Below are 14,556 nucleotides of genomic sequence, written 5' to 3'. Positions count from 1 at the left end.
GCAAGAATACCGTCGCTGACATCGTGCAACGACACAGAGCTAACGCTTAGGGTGTCATTTCGCCCTCAGCCGGAACCGACCCCAACAGGGGCGTGACGTGCAGATTATCGCCGCCGACAGGCGTTCGCGCAGCGCCCTTATGCAGGATGAGCGCCTCAGCGGCGAGCATATCACCGACAGGCGGGGGCTGACGGAGGGCATGGCCTTTACGCCCGGCAGCACGCTGATTGTGGACCTGGGGGAGAAGCTGACCCTGAAAGAAACGCTCACGCTGCTCGACGGTGCGCTGCGCCATAACGTCCAGCTGCTGATTGCCGACAGCGGTCAGCGCACCGGGACCGGCAGCGCCCTCACCGTCATGAAGGAAGCGGGAGTGAGCACGCTCGCGTGGCAGGGCGGTGAGAAGACGCAGGTCTCGGTTATCAGCGAGCCTGACCGGCGGCAGCGGTATGACCGCCTGGCCGCTGACTTTGCCCGAAGCGTCCGCGCAGGTGAACACAGCGTGGCGCAGGTCACCGGTCCGCGCGAGCAGGCGGTGCTCGCAGGCGTAGTCCGCGAGGCGCTTAAGGCGGAAAAGGTGCTGGGCGAGCGGGAGGTCAGTATCACCACGCTGGAGCCGGTCTGGCTCGACAGCCGCCATCAGCAGGTGCGCGACCACTACCGGGAGGGGATGGTCATGGAGCGCTCGAATGCCGAAGAGCGCAGCCGGGAACGCTTTGTCATTGACCGCGTGACGGGCCGCAACAACAGCCTGACGCTGCGCAACGCCCAGGGTGAGACGCGGGTGACCCGCCTGTCTGAACTCAACAGCAGCTGGTCGCTGTACCGCACCGGCACGCTGCAGGTGGCCGAAGGCGACCGTCTGGCAGTGCTGGGTCAGGCGCAGGGGACGCGGCTCAGGGGAGGCGATACGGTGACCGTTAAGGCGCTCGGGGAGGCGGGGCTCGTCGTCAGCCTGCCGGGGCGTAAGGCGGACGTGGTCCTGCCCGCCGGCGACAGCCCGTTTACCGCCGCGAAGGTGGTTCAAGGCTGGGTGGAGTCGCCGGGCCGCTCGGTGAGCGACAGCGCCACGGTTTTTGCCTCGCTGTCGCAGCGCGAGCTGGATAACACCACGCTGAACAAACTGGCGCTCAGCGGCCGGGCGGTGCGGCTCTATTCCGCGCAGACGGCGCAGAAAACGACGGAGAAGCTGTCGCGTCAGTCTGCCTGGAGCGTCGTGTCCGAACAGATTAAGGATGCGGCGGGGCATGACAGGCTCGATGATGCCCTGGCGCACCAGAAGGCCGGTCTGCACACGCCGGAGCAGCAGGCTATCCATCTGGCCATTCCGGTGCTGGAGGGGAACGGCCTGGCGTTCACGAAGCCGCAACTGATGGCCGCCGCGAAAGAATTTGAGCAGGACAGCCTCAGCCTGCAGGCCATCGAAAAGGAAGCGGACCGTCAGGTGCGCAGCGGCGACCTGCTGTCGGTGCCGGTATCGCCGGGAAACGGCCTGCAGCTGCTGGTCTCACGCCAGTCGTACAACGCTGAAAAAAGCATTATCCGCCACGTCCTTGAGGGAAAGGAGGCCGTCACCCCGCTGATGGATAAGGTTCCGGACGCGCAGCTGGCGGGCCTGACCGACGGGCAGCGGAGCGCCACGCGCATGATACTTGAATCCCCCGACCGCTTTACCCTGGTGCAGGGCTACGCCGGGGTGGGTAAAACCACCCAGTTCCGGGCAGTCATGTCGGCCATCGGCACGCTGCCGGAACGGGAGCAGCCGCGCGTTATCGGCGTGGCCCCCACCCACCGGGCGGTGAGCGAGATGCGCGATGCGGGCGTGCCTGAAACGCAGACGCTGGCGGCCTTTATTCACGACACGCAGCAGCAGCTGCGCGGCGGCGAACGAACGGACTTCAGCAACGTGCTGTTTCTCGTGGATGAAAGCTCAATGGTCGGTAACGCCGACATGGCGAAGGCGTACAGCCTGATTGCCGGGGGCGGGGGGCGCGCGGTCTCCAGCGGGGATACCGACCAGCTGCAGTCCATTGCCCCGGGCCAGCCCTTCCGCCTGCTGCAGAAGCGCAGCGCCATTGACGTGGCGGTGATGCAGGAGATCGTCCGCCAGACGCCGGAACTAAAACCTGCCGTCTACAGCCTGATTAGCCGCGATATCGGCAGCGCCCTGACGACCATTGAGAGCGTGGCGCCGGCACAGGTGCCGCGCAGGGCGGATGCCTGGCAGCCGGACAGCTCCGTCATGGAGTTCAGCCGCGAACGGGAGGAGGCCATTGCGAAAGCCGTGGCGGCCGGCGACCTGATGCCCGGCGGGCAGCCCGCGACGCTGCTGGAGGCCATCGTGAAGGACTACACGGGGCGCACGTCAGAGGCGCAGGCGCAGACCATCGTTATCACCGCCCTGAACGCCGACCGCCGCCAGGTGAACGCCATGATTCATGACGCCCGTCAGGGTGCCGGCGAGGTGGGCGAAAAAGAGGTCACGCTGCCGGTTCTCACGCCTGCCAATATCCGCGACGGGGAGCTGCGGCGCATGGCAACGTGGGAGGCATCCCGCGACAGCCTGGTTCTGCTGGACAGCACCTATTACAGCATTGAGGCGCTGGACGGGGAGGCGCACCTGGTGATGCTGAAGGATGCGCAGGGCAACACCCGCAGCCTGTCGCCCGCGCAGGCGGCGACAGAGGGCGTCACGCTCTACCGTCAGGACACCATTACCGTGTCGGAAGGCGACCGGATGCGCTTTTCGAAAAGCGACAACGAGCGGGGCTTCGTGGCCAACAGCGTCTGGTCGGTCAGTGAGATAAAAGGTGACAGCGTCACGCTGTCGGACGGGAAACAGACCCGTACGCTCACGCCGTCAGCCGAGCAGGCAGAGCAGCACATCGACCTGGCCTATGCCGTCACCGTTGAAGGCTCACAGGGTGCGAGCGAGCCCTTCTCCATCTCCCTGCAGGGTACGGACGGCGGACGTAAGCGGATGGTGAGCTTCGAGTCAGCCTACGTGGCGCTGAGCCGCATGAAGCAGCACGCGCAGGTCTATACCGACAACCGGGATAAGTGGGTGGCCGCGATGGAAAAATCGCAGGCGAAAAGTACGGCGCATGACATTCTGGAGCCGCGCGGCGACCGCGCCGTCGCGAATGCCGCCCGCCTGACGGCGACGGCAAAAGCGCTGGGTGAGGTGCCTGCCGGTCGCGCCGCGCTGCGCCAGGCCGGGCTGCAGCCCGAGGGCTCGATGGCGAAATATATCTCGCCGGGGCGTAAATACCCGCAGCTGCACGTGGCGCTCCCGGCCTTCGACCGCAACGGCAGGAAGGCGGGCGTCTGGCTGAGCGCCCTGACGTCCGGAGACGGGCAGCTTAAGGGGCTCGCTGGTGAAGGCCGGGTGATGGGCAGCGGGGACGCGGCGTTTGCGGGTCTGCAGGCCAGCCGTAACGGCGAGTCGCTGCTGGCGCGGGATATGGAAGAGGGCGTGCGGCTCGCGAGGGAGAATCCGCAGAGCGGCGTGGTGGTGCGGCTCGAAGGCGAGGCGCGACCGTGGAACCCCGGCGCCATTACCGGCGGTCGGGTCTGGGCCGACGGCCTGCCCGATGCCACCGGTACGCAGCCCGCAGAAACGGTGCCGCCGGAGGTGCTGGCACAGCAGGCCCGGGAGGCTGAGGTGCAGCGGGAGCTGGATAAGCGTGCCGAAGAGGCGGTCCGCGAGATGGCCCGCAGCGGCGACAGGCCGGCCGGAGGGGCTGACGTCGCCGTCCGGGATGTGGTGCGGGATATGGATCGGATAAAAGAAACGCCGGCATCTCCCCTCACGCTGCCGGATGCGCCGGAAGAACGCCGCCGGGATGAGGCGGTGTCTCAGGTGGTGCGCGAGAGCGTGCAGCGGGACCGCCTGCAGCAGATGGAGCGCGAAACGGTGCGAGACCTTGAGCGTGAAAAGACCCTGGGAGGCGACTGATATGCGCGCTGAAAACCATCCGCTCTTCCCCCTTGTGGTGGTGGCCGACTGCTGGCTGCAGCGTCTGCTTGTGTGGACGCCGGGCCAGACCGACCTTATCAAAACCGTGGCGCTGCTGCTGATGGTGGCCGACCACATCAGCATGCTGTGCGGACTGGATAATGACTGGCTGCGTCTTGCCGGTCGGGGAGCGTTTCCGCTCTTTGGCCTGGTCTGGGCCATGAACCTCGCCCGCCATCCGCAGATTCAGCAGCGCGCCCTGAACCGGCTCTGGATATGGGCCGGGGTGGCGCAGGGCGGCTGGATACTGGCCGGGCTGCGCCCGGACCTGGGCAATATTCTGTTTGCCTTTGCGGTCAGCGGACAGGCACTGGCGATGATGCAGCGGCACGGGCCGCGCACGTGGCCGCTCTCCCTGATGCTGGTTCTGGCCTGGCTGCCGTTTTCGGCGGGAAGCTACGGGCTGGCGGGGGTAGTGATGCTGATGCTGGCCTGCGGCGTATGTATGACGGGCCGGCGCACCACGCGCACGGGGCTGGCGCTGTGTCTGGCACTGGCGATACTCGCGCTGAATGCCGCGGACAGCCCCGCCTTTGCCATCGCGGGTCTGGTAATACCCGGCGTTACCCTGACGGTGCTGAGCCGGACCTGTTGCCGCGTGCCGAGGTTCTGGCCGCGCGAATTTTTCCCGCTGTTCTACGCGGTGCACCTTGCCGTCATCGGACTGATGGTGATGTGATATCTGCCGTGTCAGAATAGGGTCAGTCAGGGGAGTATACGTGAAACAGATTTATCCGGAGGCAGGATGACAGAGCAGGGGCGCCCCACGCTGACGCTGCGCCGCAAAGCGGAGCCAGAAGGTCAGCGTGCCGTAAGCAACAGTGAACCGGACGGTGCGGGTCCGGGCCGGGTCACGCGTAAAAAGACCGTGGTGGTGAACACGACGCCTGCCTTGAAGGTCAGGAAGCAGGCGGTGGATGAGAGCGCGAAAAAGGCGCAGGCGGACGAGAAGGCCGCCAGAAAAGCAGAGAAAGCCCGGCAGTGGGCTGAGCGACAGGCCCAGGAGAGGGAGGCCATGCGGGCGGCCAGGCGCAAACCTGCCCCGGAACCGGTGTACCGGAAGGTCATGCCGCTTGCGGACGCGCTCGCGCTCCTGAAGCGTTGCTGGCCAGCCCTGGTGACGGACGGCCAGCCGCAGCTCCTGGCGGTCAACATCCGGGAGGCAATGGTCAATGACATTCGCCGGCGCGGGCTGGAGATTTCCGTGAAGACGCTGAAACGCTGCCTTGCCGCCGTCACCCGCTCGGATGCGTATCTGGGCGCCATGACGGTGGGCGCGTGGCGTAAAAACCTTGCCGGTGAACCGGTCGCAGCGGTGAGTGCGGAGGAGGCGGCGTATGCCGTGGAGCGCAGGGCTCAGGAGCACGCTAAACGACAGCGCAGGGCGGTCAGAAGCGTCGCCACCCGTGCACGGAACGAACTGATAACAACCGAGAAGAGAAAAACACAGGATGAACATGAATAAAACCCTTTCAGTCATGCTTGCCGCAGGCCTTCTGGTCTCCGGCGTGGCGGGGGCAGCAGAGAAACCTGCCGTTGCCTTTACCCCGGAACAGGAAGCCCGCATTGGTGAAATCGCGAAAGACTACCTGCTGGCTCATCCGGAAGTGCTGGTTGAGGTCAGCCAGAAGCTGCAGGCCCAACAGCAGGAGAAGCAGCAGCAGGCGATGACGGCCGCCGTGGTTCAGAATCAGGCAGCGCTGCTGAACGATAAAGGCACACCATCATATGGTCCTGCTGATGCGAAAGTGACGGTCGTTGAATTCTTTGATTACCAGTGCATCTACTGTGCCCGCCTGGCGCCGGAACTGGAGAAGGTAATAAAAGCTAACCCGGACGTGCGCTTTGTGTTCAAGGAATTCCCGATATTTGGCCAGCGCTGGCCGACGTCGCTCAGTGCGGCGAAAACCGGGCTTCAGATCTGGAAGCAGAAGGGGGCCGATGCTTACCTTAACTATCACAACGCGATTTACGCTACCGCCCACAACGAGGGTAAGCTGACCGATGCTGATATCAGCGCGGCCGCAAAAGCCGTGAAGTTCGATGCGAAAACAGCCCCAGATGTTCAGGGGACCCTGGATGGCATAAACACACTTGCGCAGCAGCTGGGCTTCAGCGGTACCCCGGCCCTGGTGGTTCTCCCGTCAGCCGGCGCCAGTGCTGATAACGTGACGGTTATTCCGGGATACACCAGCGCGGAGGCCCTGCAGCAGGCCATCAGTCATGCTGCCGGTGATACCAAAAAATAATCAGGCGTCCGCCAACTGATACCGCTAAAAGAGACTGACGCCTTCGCCGTGCTCAGTTGTCCAACCCCGGAGAAGGGTAAAAGCAAGTTTTCCCCGTCTCCGGCGTTTCTGGTTAACACATCCGAACAGTATTTCTGAGGTTATTTAATGCGTAAGTTCACCTTTCGCCAGCTGGCCGTGTCCGGTCTGGTATGTCTTTCGCTGAGCTGTATTCAGCCCGCAGCAGCGGCATCCTCCGTTCAGGTCGGCTTTTCACCTGAAGGCAGCGCGTTGCAGCTGGTCCTTAAGACGATTGAGTCAGCACAGCAGGAAATTCGGCTGATGGGCTACTCATTTACGTCTCCGGAGGTGGTTAGTGCGCTTGTCAGGGCAAAACGTCGTGGTGTGGATGTGAAGATAGTGCTTGATGAAAAGGGCAACCGGAGCAAAGCCAGCCAGGCGGCGATGAACATCGTGGTGAACGCGGGAATTCCGCTGCGCACCAACGGTCGCTACGCCATCATGCATGACAAAGTCATTATTGTTGATAATCATACAGTTGAGGCTGGTAGCTTTAACTACACTCGCTCTGCTGCATCGCGGAATAGCGAGAATGTGCTGGTTATTAATGAGGTGCCGGAAGTGGCACAAACCTACCTTCAGCACTGGCAGTCGCGCTGGGACGGAGGAACGGACTGGCATTCTTCATACTAAGTCGCATCGTCATTTGATCCGCAATCTACATCTATCCTGGTGAACCATGCGCCAACATGGCTCACACCTTCGCGTAAAGTTAAGTCGCTGATTTCAGATATCTGTAGTATTCTCTGCAAACGATCCAAGTTTGATCCTTGAGGAGGCAGAGATGTCGCAGATCGAAAATGCAGTAACTTCCTCATCGAAAGAAAAGCGTTCTTACCGAAAAGGTAAGCCGATGTCGGCGAGTGAAAGACAGCTTGCCGCGATTGCGCGTAAACGTGAAACACATAAAGAAGTGAAGGTTTTTGTTAAAAATCCTCTTAAAGATTGGATGATTACGATCTGTGAAGAGGAAGGGCTCACTCAAGCTCAGTTTATTGAGACCTTACTCGAACGTGAACTTTCTGAACGCGGCGTTCTCGATGTAAAGACTTCACATTCTTGAACGTTTTCTCATTGGATGCTAGATTACTGATCGTTTTAGTGAATTCTTGGTTGGCCACGCCATAAGGTGGCAGGGAACTGGTTCTGATGAGGTGTCTACCCGGGACCAGAAAAGCAAAAACCCCGATAATCTTCACCAGGTTTGGCGACTAAGAGAAGATTAACGGGGCCTACTTAAACTGTATAGAAGCTGTTGCTCTATGCAGGGAGTATAGTTTTATGCTCAGAAAACTGCAATACCCGTTTCTGTGCCATTTACTCCTTCCGTGCAACATAAGTGCGGGAAGGTGTGACTGACGCCCAGACCCTGTTCTCCCATTACCGTCAGGTCAAAAACCCGAACCCGGCATTCACGCCGCGTGAAGGCAAAAAGACACTGCCGTTCTGTCGTAAGCTGATGGCGAAAGCCGAAGGCTTCACGTCCCGTTTTGACTTTTCCATCCATGTGGCGTTCTTACGCTCGCTGGGTAAACGTCACCGGATGCCGCCACTGTTGCGCCGCCGGGCCATCGATGCCCTGCTCCAGGGGCTGTGTTTCCACTATGACCCGCTGGCCAACCGCGTTCAGCGCTCCATCACCAATCTGGCCATCGAGTGCGGTCTCGCCACCGAGTCGAAAAGCGGTAATCTGTCCATCACCCGCGCCACGCGGGCGCTGACGTTTATGGCGGAGCTGGGGCTGATTACCTATCAGACCGAGTATGACCCGCAGATTGGCTGCAATATCCCGACCGATATCACCTTCACGCCGGCACTGTTCTCCGCGCTCGACGTCTCTGACGTGGCCGTTGTGGCCGCGAGGCGCAGCCGTGTGGAATGGGAGAATCAGCAGCGTAAGAAGCAGAACCTGAAGCCGCTGGAGATGGACGAGCTGATAGCGAAGGCCTGGCGGTTTGTGCGCGAACGGTTCCGCAGCTACCAGTCCGAACGTAAACAGCATGGCCTGAAGCGCGCCCGCGCCCGACGTGACGCGGACAGAGCCCGTAAGGACATTGTGACGCTGGTGAAACAGCAGCTGACGCGTGACTACGCCAAAGGGCGTTTCGTCGGCGACAGGGATGCTCTCCAGCGTGAGCTGGAGCGGCGCGTGAAAGAGCGCATGCTGATGTCGCGTGGTAACAACTACACGCGGCTGGCCACCGTCCCCATATAACCCTTCCTGTGTGAAAAATCCGGCTGGCGCCGGAGGGTTTCGCACGTCTGCAGTCCATCGTTGACGGTTTTCTGCACGAAATGACGGCCGTCCTTCCTGACATTCACCCCATTCCGCCATCAGAATGGCCAGAAATTGCATCAGAGTGGCCACATCTCGTCGCCAGATTCAGTTACCCACAAATAACTGCAAGGGACCTTTCCATAAGGTTACAACCGTTATGCTTACAGAGCGCCAGCCGACCTGATTTCAAAGTGCGTGGTTTCCTTTAAAAACCTGCTCTGTACTTCTTTTAAATATCTTTTATTTCATTCATATAAATATATAACCTGTTCGTCGCCTGACCTGTGGACAGGCTCCTGAAAATGCCCGCCCTTGCAGCGGACTCACGTCCGCGCCGGTTCGGCAACTGCCTAAAGTAGCTCCCATCGCTACGCGACGGGCCCCGGCACGGCACATATAGTTACAACATTCAAAATACTCACTCAAAAGCAGGAACAGTGCCTGCCTGAACCCTCACAGCCCCTCCCCACCACTGAAAAGCGAGGCCGCCCCGGGCCGAAGGCCCGGAACAACGTCGCTTTTAATGATGGATGTTGTAACTAGGATTCTGAGTAACTGTAAGTAGTATCGCTGACCGTTATTGAGTACACGCCCGTAAGCGGCCCTGACGGCCCGCTAACGCGGAGATACGCCCCGACTACGGCTTCGCCTTGTCGTGACCACTCCGACAGCGCACACAAGCTTCTGTATCGCTTTTAGCGGGTTTTGGTCTGGCAGGGAGAAGGGATGGATTGGTGGAACCTATCAACACCGTAACCGGCTACGCCGGGCTACGGCGCCATTAACCACTATGCTCTAGTCCACTTCTGAGGGCGCCTCTATGCGCCCCTGGCGCATTCCTAGAATGCCTGCGCGCTGCTCGGCATTCACAATACGAATATAGAAGTTGTGTTTACGGCTATGCCGGGTATCGATACCACAGACCGTCAGTATCCTGTTCATCAGTCGCACCTGCCTCCATGCAGGCAGGTGATTGTGCAAAAGTAGCCGTACCTTTTTATTGTAAACATAAAGCCATTTACTTACGCGTATGTGTTATAGATAATGCGTAAGTTAATAATGTTATGTTGGGGTATGGTTATGTTTCGAGCAAATGAAGAAGCTGAAAAACTCAAAGCTGAGGCAATCAATTACTTTCTTATTAAAGAGATCGCACCATGGCGAAAGGATAATATCGACGCTATCTCTGAAACTGACAGGAAACGAGCTGAGGATGCTTTAAGCGTTATTTGCACGAAACTTGGGCCTGTAGTGTCTTCTTATCCTGAATGGCATCCAGTTATAGCGCTTGGCCGTGATAAGTCGATACCCTGTTACAGGGACACGCAGACGACGCCATCATTTCCGCGCCTTGATCATACGCGTTATATGGCTAACGGTATTATTACATGCCCCTATGGGGATACTGATGAGCTAATCGCTGCTGTAAAGCGTTCCTACTGGGATTTAATGCAATATCTGAGCAGTGATGACATGCGTTTTAGTAGCCTTTCCGGATGGTTGCGTATGGCATCGGACTCCATCGAGTTGCGGGCTTCTTATATCACTGACGAACTCATTACCGCGTTTAAAAATAGTGATTTTGACTACGATGGGAGCGATGTTCTTTCTGATGTATCGGGCTTGATCCCTCTGTATGCGAATACAGCAAAACCAGTGCTAATCTGGTGGAGCTGGAATAATCATGCCCTTGAATCTGATGGCACGATACCTCCTGCGGTGGCGGTTCCTTTAATGTTGTCCAGGACGCTGGCGGATCTGTCATATGCCCAGTTGTCAGAGTCATGGGAAAATATGCGTTACCTGCTTCTCGGGTCTCCTCATGGGGCAAGGTCGTCGCTACTTCTGAACCAGCTAACGGTTAAGCAGTTACGCACAATGTTTAATGGATTAATGGATTCCGGGGCTTTTGGGCCGAAAAAAGGATGAAGGACAAGCCGCTTTTTTTGAGTTTCGGGTGTTCAGTACCTCAACAACCAGGAGAATATATGGATTCTTTAACGAAATTTGCTCTGGATATTTTACGTGACCGAAACTTTTCCCGGCTGGATGAGGAGGTCAGGGAAGAAGTGCTGTCCCTGTTTATTGATGATCAGCGTAAACCATCAAAAGAGGGGCGGAGAACGCTGGCACTTAATGCTGGCCTGCTGGCAAAGCAAATGGGAGAGCCACGACTGGAGGTGCTTTCAATGGATGTACTTATGGCCTGTGACAAAGCGGAAGTACGTGAGGTTCTGGCACAAATTACAGACATTCTTCAGGGACAGGCTTAGCATTATTGCCTGAGCGAACGTTTTCCCGTTACTGTATTGCTGTGAAGGGATGGCTGACAGCCCTTATTAATCAAAAGGAAAGGTAATCATGAAAAAATCACTGCTTATTCTGGGCGTTCTGTCGCTTTCCATCAGCGGAATCTCTCAGGCTGCAGGTCAGATGAATGAAAAGGCTCTGCGGGAAAAGGCTGCTTTTGCGCTGGGGGTGACCCAGGATCGTGTCACGCTTGAACAATCTGATCGTACTCCTGAACCCAACAGTTATTTTTTTAATGCCCGTTATCAGGGGAAACTGTATCAGTGTTACGTTGGCACCATTCAGCAGCAGATCATGTCTGACGCCGTCTGTCGTCCAACCGATGGTTCAGATTTACCCCGTTAATGCAGGGAAGTCGGATGGCACCATCGCCAGAACAGCAAAAATTGCGACTGCCCCCGAACGTTCAGGTTCGCCGCCGGGGAAACACATACGTTATTTGTTATTGTAACAATGAGGTGGGTGGTGTGGTTGTCACCGAAACCCCATCCGGCGACACGCAGCTGCGCCCGTACGTTAAAGACCCTGTGGAACTGAACAAAGATATTGTGGCGCTGGTTGCTCAACAGATGGCTGATGCGTTGATTGAGCACGCCGGCAGGCAACCTGATGGTACCATTCCTTCACCACCGGCTCCCATTCCCGGCACGAAGCTCCTTGAGAACACCATGTTCCCCTGCTCCCGCTGCGGGCGAATTACTGCCCGGCTGGTTTTTGCCCCGGAGTGCGCGTCTGAGGCTGATATGCTCTCTCTGGGTGAACGTCTCCGGAATGACGTCAGGTATGCCCCCTACCCGGTCTGGCTGATTGGTGCGCCGGACAGTGAGGACGATAGCGTTGCCCGGCATCTGACGCTACAGCTGGCACCGATCAGGGGCGAGGTATATCGGGAACATCCCGACAAGATGAACAGCCGACTGATGGAACTGGATGATAAACATCATTGCTGAAGGACAGCCCCCGGGCTGGTGATGATATGAGAAATATGGAAAAAACGGGTCACCTGGCATGGTGTGCTCTTATCGCCCTGCTGACAGCCAGGGAAGATGGCCTGGTTGAGTCTGAGTCGCAGGAAAACCTGTTTATCACCCGGTGGTTTGCGCAGGTGAAAAAACAGCGCCGTTTTTCACGTGACGTGGCCACCGATGTTGACTGGATCCTCAACCAGGGCCGTACGCTCGGCGTTCGTGCGCGGCTGCGCCATAAGCTGGATTATCTCTGGCGTAGCTGCACCGGCGAACTGTCTGAGCAGAACGACCTTTTTCGCCTGACCTACGCACTGGAGCTGGCGAAGCAGTACGACTGGGGGTATCACGTCCTCAGCGACAGTGAGTGGAGCGGTCGAAATAAGATTCTGCCATCGGCATCGGTGAACAGTATCTGTCTGCTGAAAAGCGCGCTGGATATCGGTTTTAATGATGACGGGACGCAGGTGCTACCTGTGCCTGCGAGAATTGGCGGGCGCGCCGAGGGGCTTAATGCGCTGCTGAAAAGCTGTGGCTGGGAGGCCGTCAGTAATGACGATCACTGGAAACTGGTGACCATCAGCGCTGGTTGACCAGCAAAGAACGGGTCGCGTGAATGCAACTCTTAAGGGGGCAGCTTGGATATCGATAATTATTTTACGCTAAGGCTGTTTTTTTAAGCTAATCTTGCTCGTCTATCTTGAACATCTTCACAGCGCATAACTTGTTTCTTTGTGTGCACTGTGCGTACCTGATAGAACTACATCTTCTTACTCAAGTAATTACTCCTAACTTCCGACAAGATGTACTATCTTCTTCAGAAAGTCCTTGCGGCAGTAAGAACTACATTACTTGACTTATCTACGTCAGATAATAGAATACTAATAACGGATGGTTACAGGGGTTCAGCAATGAATCGCATCCCGCAGCCGGAAACGGTTCGACCAGTTCGAAGCAAATGCGACCTGCCCTGTTTAGTCTTGATTATCTAATCAAACTAAATGGCTGAGGCCCCCGAAAGGGGGCCGCCACTTTCTCACCTGTTGTTAACTTCCTTCGGTCGTCCACTGTTTCTTGGCTTTTTTGCCGTATCCACAGCAACCTTAAATAAGCTAACTGGCTTTTGCGGGATAGGCTCGCCCGGTGCACCAGGTCCAGTACGAGCAAAAAATGCCGAAAGAACGTGTATACGCATCAAACGGTTCTCTTTGAAGAATGCAACGCAGATCTTGTATGGCTCAAGCTGGTTCGTAGCACTATTCATCATCTGAAGCGTGAAATACTTTTCTTCAGTGGTCTGATAGAGCATCAACGATGGAAGGTTGGGCAGAATGTGTTGCAGTTGCTTTGATGCTTCATACCGTTCAAGACAAACGGAGATCGACTCTCTCGCATCTTGATATTTAAAGGGGATGTTGTAAGGCGTACCGTCTTTAGTGAAGCAGTGCATGCCATAAGTTACGACAAACTTAAAATCTTGCATCTTACCTTTGTAGGTAATCTCATGTGCATTCAAATGTGACAAAGAGTAACTCTGGCCGTTGTGAGTAAACGGCGCCCATTCCTGCACAGATTCAATATGGTACTTAGCCACTGTCATCCCCAGCTATTTTTTTTGAATTCTACCATAGTTTTTATCCGCTCAAGCTGAAGTGCTAATGCTGCAAGGTGTGGAGCTGTAATCCCACCAGTTACGCTGATTGTAGACAGGACAGGAAGCATCATTTGCTTATGTTTGGATAAATTTCGTCTATCTTGATATATAAGTTGCCAGTTTCGGCTGCCCGTCTGATTTTTTCTTCCATCAACATTCTGAAACTGATGTTATTTTTTAACATGAGAACAAGATCATAACCGCTGACACAGATGACCTTCTTTCCCCTCCCCCATGCATCCAGACCACTTTTTGTAAATCCAGCCCAACTGATAAATACGCCGCGAGCCCATGAAATTTTCTGATCCAGCTTGCCATGAAATGCATGGAGATCAGCGTTTCCTGTTTTAGTGCTATGCCACTTTGCTTCCACAAGATAGGTTTCATTATTTAACAGAAAACTGCCGTCAATCTGTTCGCCCTTCAACCTGAATGCGCCTTTAGGGGAAAGATAGAAAGCGGTAAATAGTTCGTTAAGCCATAATTCAAAGCTGTGACCCCGTTGGTGAGGCGGTTGGTTATGGAGGGTTTCCAGGCCTTTAAGAAAATAATTATTATCGATGCCGGTGGGGACGATCAATGCGGGTGTCTTGCCGGCTGCTGTAAGACTGTCTGCCCCCTGAATTTTGGATATCAATCTACCGTAGACAGCATCATCCTGAGCAGTGATCACGTTGTCAGGCATTGTTTTCCTGTGTTCCCAGAGTCGAGTGACCACTCTAAGAACTGTTTCCCTGTCATCTTGCTTCAAAAGGCAACGCAACCGCTTCATTTTTGAGTCGCCATCTTTCCGATAGATGTCGTTGTCTATATCGATTGACAGCTCAGATTCGAAAAACTCGCGCATTGATTTGTTTGTGAAATTCAGAACATAGCCTGCATTATGTGGGTCTTCAAAAAGCTGGTTTATATTTTTGATATCACTTTCTGTAAATTTCATTCTTTATTAGGCTTTGTTGAATAAATAAGATTTCGTGCGAACGACCCTGTAGCTGGCTGGATTTTCAGGCAATACGCACGCT

General features: G+C 56.5%; 15 protein-coding genes and 2 pseudogenes. 13 read left to right on the top strand and 4 right to left on the bottom strand.

Going from position 1 to position 14,556, the window contains the following annotated elements; all coding sequences use genetic code 11:
• Positions 1-82: 82 nt before the first annotated feature.
• The 6 genes and pseudogenes from HX884_RS22160 to HX884_RS22135 form a co-directional block, all read left to right on the top strand.
• Positions 83-3,958 (top strand): annotated as a pseudogene (locus tag HX884_RS22160) (conjugative transfer relaxase/helicase TraI domain-containing protein); the annotation flags it as partial.
• Between the two features lies 1 nt (position 3,959).
• Positions 3,960-4,697 carry a type-F conjugative transfer system pilin acetylase TraX gene (gene traX / locus HX884_RS22155; RefSeq protein WP_008324912.1) on the top strand — a complete coding sequence of 246 codons (738 nt, stop codon included), beginning with the start codon at positions 3,960-3,962 and terminating at the stop codon, positions 4,695-4,697.
• 66 nt (positions 4,698-4,763) lie between these two features.
• Entirely contained in the window at positions 4,764-5,483 is a 720-nt protein-coding gene (gene finO / locus HX884_RS22150; RefSeq protein ID WP_178328800.1) for a fertility inhibition protein FinO, read from the top strand.
• Positions 5,476-6,267, top strand: coding sequence for a DsbA family protein (locus HX884_RS22145; protein WP_016247521.1), 792 nt, complete (start codon positions 5,476-5,478; stop codon positions 6,265-6,267). The genes finO and HX884_RS22145 overlap by 8 nt, the downstream gene beginning before the upstream one ends.
• 147 nt (positions 6,268-6,414) lie before the next feature.
• Entirely contained in the window at positions 6,415-6,960 is a 546-nt protein-coding gene (locus tag HX884_RS22140) for a phospholipase D family protein (RefSeq protein ID WP_008324931.1), read from the top strand.
• A 151-nt stretch (positions 6,961-7,111) separates the two neighbouring features.
• Complete coding sequence (locus HX884_RS22135; protein ID WP_008324932.1) at positions 7,112-7,390, top strand: replication regulatory protein RepA; 279 nt, start codon at positions 7,112-7,114, stop codon at positions 7,388-7,390.
• 35 nt (positions 7,391-7,425) lie between these two features.
• Here HX884_RS22135 and HX884_RS27675 read toward each other — a convergent pair.
• Positions 7,426-7,529 (bottom strand): annotated as a pseudogene (locus HX884_RS27675) (replication protein RepA).
• Between the two features lie 79 nt (positions 7,530-7,608).
• Here HX884_RS27675 and tap point away from each other — a divergent pair.
• Positions 7,609-7,686 carry a RepA leader peptide Tap gene (gene tap / locus HX884_RS27670; RefSeq protein WP_011201829.1) on the top strand — a complete coding sequence of 26 codons (78 nt, stop codon included), beginning with the start codon at positions 7,609-7,611 and terminating at the stop codon, positions 7,684-7,686.
• Entirely contained in the window at positions 7,667-8,542 is an 876-nt protein-coding gene (gene repA, locus HX884_RS22125) for an incFII family plasmid replication initiator RepA (RefSeq protein ID WP_024191793.1), read from the top strand. Before tap ends, repA begins: the two co-directional genes overlap by 20 nt.
• An 858-nt stretch (positions 8,543-9,400) precedes the next feature.
• Here the strand turns inward: repA and HX884_RS22120 are convergent.
• The gene (locus HX884_RS22120) at positions 9,401-9,547 is read right to left on the bottom strand and encodes a hypothetical protein (protein WP_032072915.1); all 147 of its coding nucleotides are present in this window, start codon (positions 9,545-9,547) and stop codon (positions 9,401-9,403) included.
• Positions 9,548-9,685: 138 nt separating this feature from the next.
• Here HX884_RS22120 and HX884_RS22115 point away from each other — a divergent pair, with 138 nt between their 5' ends.
• The 5 genes from HX884_RS22115 (at position 9,686) to HX884_RS22095 (ending at position 12,473) form a co-directional block, all read left to right on the top strand.
• Positions 9,686-10,534 (top strand): hypothetical protein, encoded by an 849-nt coding sequence (locus HX884_RS22115; protein ID WP_032072916.1) that lies wholly within the window; start codon positions 9,686-9,688, stop codon positions 10,532-10,534.
• On the top strand, positions 10,531-10,878 hold the full coding sequence (locus HX884_RS22110) for a hypothetical protein (protein WP_154590858.1): 348 nt from the start codon (positions 10,531-10,533) through the stop codon (positions 10,876-10,878). The genes HX884_RS22115 and HX884_RS22110 overlap by 4 nt, the downstream gene beginning before the upstream one ends.
• Before the next feature lie 88 nt (positions 10,879-10,966).
• Positions 10,967-11,260, top strand: coding sequence for a hypothetical protein (locus HX884_RS22105; protein WP_032072918.1), 294 nt, complete (start codon positions 10,967-10,969; stop codon positions 11,258-11,260).
• Positions 11,261-11,382: 122 nt separating this feature from the next.
• Positions 11,383-11,865 (top strand): hypothetical protein, encoded by a 483-nt coding sequence (locus HX884_RS22100; RefSeq protein WP_016479975.1) that lies wholly within the window; start codon positions 11,383-11,385, stop codon positions 11,863-11,865.
• 26 nt (positions 11,866-11,891) lie between these two features.
• The gene (locus HX884_RS22095; RefSeq protein WP_045265539.1) at positions 11,892-12,473 is read left to right on the top strand and encodes a DUF2913 family protein; all 582 of its coding nucleotides are present in this window, start codon (positions 11,892-11,894) and stop codon (positions 12,471-12,473) included.
• Positions 12,474-12,916: 443 nt separating this feature from the next.
• Here HX884_RS22095 and HX884_RS22090 read toward each other — a convergent pair whose 3' ends face one another.
• Together HX884_RS22090 and HX884_RS22085 are read right to left on the bottom strand one after the other, a co-directional pair.
• Positions 12,917-13,474, bottom strand: a complete 558-nt coding sequence (locus tag HX884_RS22090; protein ID WP_042934582.1) for a hypothetical protein — start codon at positions 13,472-13,474, stop codon at positions 12,917-12,919.
• A 127-nt stretch (positions 13,475-13,601) separates the two neighbouring features.
• Positions 13,602-14,474 (bottom strand): restriction endonuclease, encoded by an 873-nt coding sequence (locus HX884_RS22085; RefSeq protein ID WP_032635035.1) that lies wholly within the window; start codon positions 14,472-14,474, stop codon positions 13,602-13,604.
• Between the last annotated feature and the right edge of the window lie 82 nt (positions 14,475-14,556).

The organism is Enterobacter sp. SECR19-1250 (genome assembly GCF_013391025.1).
Classification (GTDB): domain Bacteria; phylum Pseudomonadota; class Gammaproteobacteria; order Enterobacterales; family Enterobacteriaceae; genus Enterobacter; species Enterobacter cloacae.
The sequence above is the reverse complement of the archived record's forward strand: the minus strand, read 5'-3'. Positions and strand labels throughout refer to the sequence as shown.

Coding starts and splice junctions, on each gene's coding strand:
- traX (WP_008324912.1), top strand. CDS start 3,960: ATGCGCGCTGAAAACCATCCGCTCTTCCCCCTTGTGGTGGTGGCCGAC.
- finO (WP_178328800.1), top strand. CDS start 4,764: ATGACAGAGCAGGGGCGCCCCACGCTGACGCTGCGCCGCAAAGCGGAG.
- HX884_RS22145 (WP_016247521.1), top strand. CDS start 5,476: ATGAATAAAACCCTTTCAGTCATGCTTGCCGCAGGCCTTCTGGTCTCC.
- HX884_RS22140 (WP_008324931.1), top strand. CDS start 6,415: ATGCGTAAGTTCACCTTTCGCCAGCTGGCCGTGTCCGGTCTGGTATGT.
- HX884_RS22135 (WP_008324932.1), top strand. CDS start 7,112: ATGTCGCAGATCGAAAATGCAGTAACTTCCTCATCGAAAGAAAAGCGT.
- tap (WP_011201829.1), top strand. CDS start 7,609: ATGCTCAGAAAACTGCAATACCCGTTTCTGTGCCATTTACTCCTTCCG.
- HX884_RS22120 (WP_032072915.1), bottom strand. CDS start 9,547: ATGAACAGGATACTGACGGTCTGTGGTATCGATACCCGGCATAGCCGT.
- HX884_RS22115 (WP_032072916.1), top strand. CDS start 9,686: ATGTTTCGAGCAAATGAAGAAGCTGAAAAACTCAAAGCTGAGGCAATC.
- HX884_RS22110 (WP_154590858.1), top strand. CDS start 10,531: ATGAAGGACAAGCCGCTTTTTTTGAGTTTCGGGTGTTCAGTACCTCAA.
- HX884_RS22105 (WP_032072918.1), top strand. CDS start 10,967: ATGAAAAAATCACTGCTTATTCTGGGCGTTCTGTCGCTTTCCATCAGC.
- HX884_RS22095 (WP_045265539.1), top strand. CDS start 11,892: ATGAGAAATATGGAAAAAACGGGTCACCTGGCATGGTGTGCTCTTATC.
- HX884_RS22085 (WP_032635035.1), bottom strand. CDS start 14,474: ATGAAATTTACAGAAAGTGATATCAAAAATATAAACCAGCTTTTTGAA.